Annotated in this window: 4 protein-coding genes and 3 tRNA genes; all 7 read left to right on the top strand. The window is 54.3% G+C overall.

What is annotated here, in order from left to right; genetic code table 11:
• Positions 1 to 766 precede the first annotated feature (766 nt).
• Positions 767 to 1,744, top strand: a complete 978-nt coding sequence (gene birA / locus IEV54_RS17250) for a bifunctional biotin--[acetyl-CoA-carboxylase] ligase/biotin operon repressor BirA (protein ID WP_223825567.1) — start codon at positions 767 to 769, stop codon at positions 1,742 to 1,744.
• A complete protein-coding gene (locus tag IEV54_RS17245) occupies positions 1,734 to 2,483 on the top strand; it encodes a type III pantothenate kinase (protein WP_150279442.1) in 750 nt (249 codons plus the stop codon). Before birA ends, IEV54_RS17245 begins: the two co-directional genes overlap by 11 nt.
• Entirely contained in the window at positions 2,483 to 3,142 is a 660-nt protein-coding gene (locus IEV54_RS17240; protein WP_150279443.1) for an SPOR domain-containing protein, read from the top strand. The genes IEV54_RS17245 and IEV54_RS17240 overlap by 1 nt, the downstream gene beginning before the upstream one ends.
• Before the next feature lie 151 nt (positions 3,143 to 3,293).
• Positions 3,294 to 3,377: transfer RNA gene (locus IEV54_RS17235), tRNA-Tyr, on the top strand.
• A gap of 24 nt (positions 3,378 to 3,401) precedes the next feature.
• Positions 3,402 to 3,475, top strand: a tRNA-Gly gene (locus tag IEV54_RS17230).
• A 25-nt stretch (positions 3,476 to 3,500) separates the two neighbouring features.
• Positions 3,501 to 3,576 (top strand) — tRNA-Thr (locus IEV54_RS17225).
• An 85-nt stretch (positions 3,577 to 3,661) separates the two neighbouring features.
• A partial coding sequence (locus tag IEV54_RS17220) for a GTP-binding protein (RefSeq protein ID WP_229734600.1) occupies positions 3,662 to 3,785 on the top strand: 124 nt, incomplete at its 3' end.

Genomic DNA, 3,785 nt, shown 5'->3' with positions numbered 1-3,785 from the left:
GGTAGTGTGAGGTTTCCTCATGTGAGAGTAGGTCATCGTCAAGCGCTTATACTGAAACGCCCCGCCTGGAAACAGCGCGGGGTTTTTCTTTGCGCGGAATAAAAGCGCCAAGCCGCAAGCCGCAAGCCACAAGCCACAAGAAACCTGGGCCCTATGCTGCTTTGCTTGAAGCTTGAAGCTTGAAGCTTGAAGCTTGAAGCTGAACCCAACCCCGCCTCCGCGCTGGCCCACTGCACCCTCGTCATCCTCGCGAACGCGGGGATCCATTGTCGGTTTCAGGAGGCACCCAGGCCCGTTACACAGTCACCCAAGTTCAACGTCAAAATGGATTCCCGCCTTCGCGGGTATGACTGGGTGTGTGGGTAACGCAGCACCACCATTCGGCACAGTGCTCTACGATACCGTCATCCTCGCGAATGCGGGGATCCATTGTCGGTTCCAGGAGGCACCCAGGCCCGTTACACAGTCACCCAAGTTCAACGTCAAAATGGATTCCCGCCTGCGCGGGAATGACGATGGGGGGTAATGACGGGATTCTCTTGTGTGCGGGAATGACCAAGGCGGTCAGGGCACTAAACTCTTGACCGCTACTCGGCCACCCGCCCCACACTGATTCGCTTGCAGCTTGCAGCTTGCAGCTTGCAGCTTGCAGCTTGCAGCTTGCAGCTTGCAGCTGCTCTCTGTCGGCCTATTACCACATTACCCATTCATTCTGCCAAGCGGCGGCGGTATCATGCGTCTCTCAATCAGAAGATAGACGGTTTCCATGCTCACCACCTTGCTTAAATTGATGTCCGACGGGCGTTTTCATTCCGGGGAAGCGCTAGGTGCCAAGCTGGGTGTCAGTCGGGCAGCGGTCTGGAAAGCCTTGAGGCCTCTCGAACAAAAGGGGTTTCCTATCCAGCGGGTTCGTGGAAAAGGCTATCGGATCCCCGTTGGGGCGGTGTTGCTTGAAGAGGAGGTGATCCTTAACCATCTTCCTGCCGACTGCAGAAACTTCTGGAGTTGGCACCTCTATCAGGATGTCGACTCAACTAACGCCGAGGCACAGCGACTCATGTCCGAGTTCGGTCGTCGCCGTCTTGTATGTGTTAGTGAGCAGCAAAGTGCGGGTCGTGGTCGGCGGGGCCGCGCCTGGGTTAGTCCCTATGCGCAGAACATCTATTTGAGTGTTACCGAGCCCTTTGATACCGGTGCTCAAGGCCTTGAGGGGCTTAGCCTGGTGGTGGGTATAGTCCTGGCAGAAACCCTCCAGGATTGCGGCTACGATGGTGTTGAGTTGAAGTGGCCCAATGATATTTTGCTTGACGGTAAAAAGCTCGCCGGGATTCTGATCGAGATCGCGGGTGATCTGACTTCTGACTGTGTCGTGGTCATCGGCGTGGGGATCAATGTGTTGATGCGGGAAGAGTCAGGAGGACCTATTGAGCAAGCCTGGACATCTTTACTTCAGTCTTCCCCTCAGGGCGAACTGGACAGGAACAAGCTGGTCGCACTTTTCACGGCAAAATTGCTGAAAGCAATAGAAATATTTCGACACAGTGGTTTCGAACCATTTGTACCGGGTTGGCAGCAGCTAGATGCCTGGTTTGGTCATATGGTGAATGTTGTGTCTGGTAGTCATGTAATTTCAGGGCGTCACTGTGGCGTTACTGAGCGTGGGGCTCTCAAGCTTGAGACGGATGATGGTTTGGTGCTGGCCAATGGGGGCGAAGTCAGCCTGAGGAAACAGGATGCTTCTTGAGTTGGATTGTGGGAACACGCTGATCAAGTGGCGCCTGGTGGATCGCGAGGGGCGAGTAAGGGATAGGGATATGGCGCCTGACCTGGTTGAGCTGCAGTTGTTACTCGGGGGCCAGGAGCGCGAGATTCATGCTTGTCGGCTGGTGAGTGTACGGTCTCCCGAAGAGACACAGGTCGTCATGGATCAATTGACCAGTTGGCTCAAGCTGCACCCTATGTTGGCCAGAGGCAGTCTCGAACTTGCCGGAGTTCGTAATGGCTATGCAGACTTCAGCAAGCTCGGGATGGATCGTTGGCTGGCACTGGTCGCAGCTTACAATCGGTGTGGCCGTGCATGTGTTGTAATTGATCTTGGGACAGCCATTACAGTTGATTTTGTTGATCCTGAGGGCCAGCATCTGGGTGGCTATATTGCACCTGGCAGCAAGCTTCTGCGCAACGGTTTGAAGAGGCATACACGCCTCATACGCTATGACGAAAGTTTGCTGGGAGATCTGCTTTTACCCACCCCGGGTAACACAACCGCGCAGGCCGTGGAATATGGCTGTGACCTCATGTTGGCTGGCTTTGTTCGCGAACAGAGTCGTATCGCGCATCAGCTTCTGGGTGAAGACATGCTGGTAATACTGACCGGAGGTGATGCCGAGCGGATGGCTGAAGCCCTGCAAGGGGACTGCGAAGTGATAAGTGATCTTGTTTTCGAAGGACTTGCCTTGGCTTGTCCGCTCGGGGAAGCATGATGCGCTCGGTATTTCTTTTTCTACTGTTGTTGAATGTCCTCTATGCGTTGTGGCAATTGCAGGACGATAAAGCCGTGCAAGCGCTCTACGACTCTGCTGATGTGCCTTTGGAGGGTCTCGCCTCTGAGAGTGCCGGAGAGTCGCTAGTGCGTCATGAGTCCACTACCTTGCCGGCCACTCCTGCCAGTCTGTGCGTCAATCTGGGGGCCTTTAAAACCTCGGAGAAAGCCGAGCAGTTGCGTCAAAGGCTTCTGGCTTTGTCAATACAGTCAAAAGTTATCTCCAGGGAGGTGGCAGATGCGCTCGACTATTGGTTGATATTTCCAGTACAGGGAGGGTCGCCTGAAGCCATTCAGCGATTGAAGTTGTTGCAGGCCCAGGGTATTGACAGTTTTCTGATTAGTCAGGGCCCGTTGGCTGGGAACATATCTCTTGGGGTGTTCAGTCGCGAGGATTATGCACTTGCGCGACAGGCCCAGTTGCAGGCCGAGGGTTACGGCGTTGAGGTGGAAGCGCTTGAGAAGGTCTCCGCCGAATACCTGGTACAGGTTGATGCTGACGCCAGAAGGTTAGTGGATCAATCGATGCTGGCCCGCATGCGCGAGAGCTTTCCCGGGCTGCAGCATCAGTTCGATCCCTGTGATCCCGTTGCGTACTGAAAGCGCTTGGCCTATCATATGCGCCGCGTTGCGACTCATTTTCTCCAGATTGGGTGGCACCGAAAATCACTTTCAGCATACAAGTAGCGGTTTTTGCTAATAAATGTGTTGACAGTGTGGCGCCAAGTGAAGAAAATGGCGCCTCTTTTACGGAGGGGTTCCCGAGCGGTCAAAGGGATCAGACTGTAAATCTGACGCGAAAGCTTCGAAGGTTCGAATCCTTCCCCCTCCACCAGATTTCGCAATAAGCCAGTGCTAGGCGGGTATAGTTCAACGGTAGAACCTCAGCCTTCCAAGCTGATGGTGCGGGTTCGATTCCCGCTACCCGCTCCAATCTGGCTCTGCAACAAGTCTGAATGCTCATGTAGCTCAGCTGGTAGAGCACACCCTTGGTAAGGGTGAGGTCAGCGGTTCAATTCCGCTCATGAGCTCCAGTATAGAGGCAGATATGCGAATATCTGCCTTTTATTTAATGGTCGCGTGACACGCGCATCGTACTCACGAATAAGGGGTCTCTCGATGGCTAAAGAGAAGTTTGAACGTAAAAAACCGCACCTTAACGTGGGCACCATCGGTCACGTCGACCATGGCAAGACCACTCTGACAGCGGCATTGACCAAGGTTTGCGCTGAATCCTACGGCG

This window comes from Halopseudomonas salina (genome assembly GCF_014637955.1).
Lineage (GTDB): Bacteria > Pseudomonadota > Gammaproteobacteria > Pseudomonadales > Pseudomonadaceae > Halopseudomonas > Halopseudomonas salina.
Note: the sequence above shows the minus strand (reverse complement) of the source record. Positions and strands in the feature narration are given on the sequence as shown.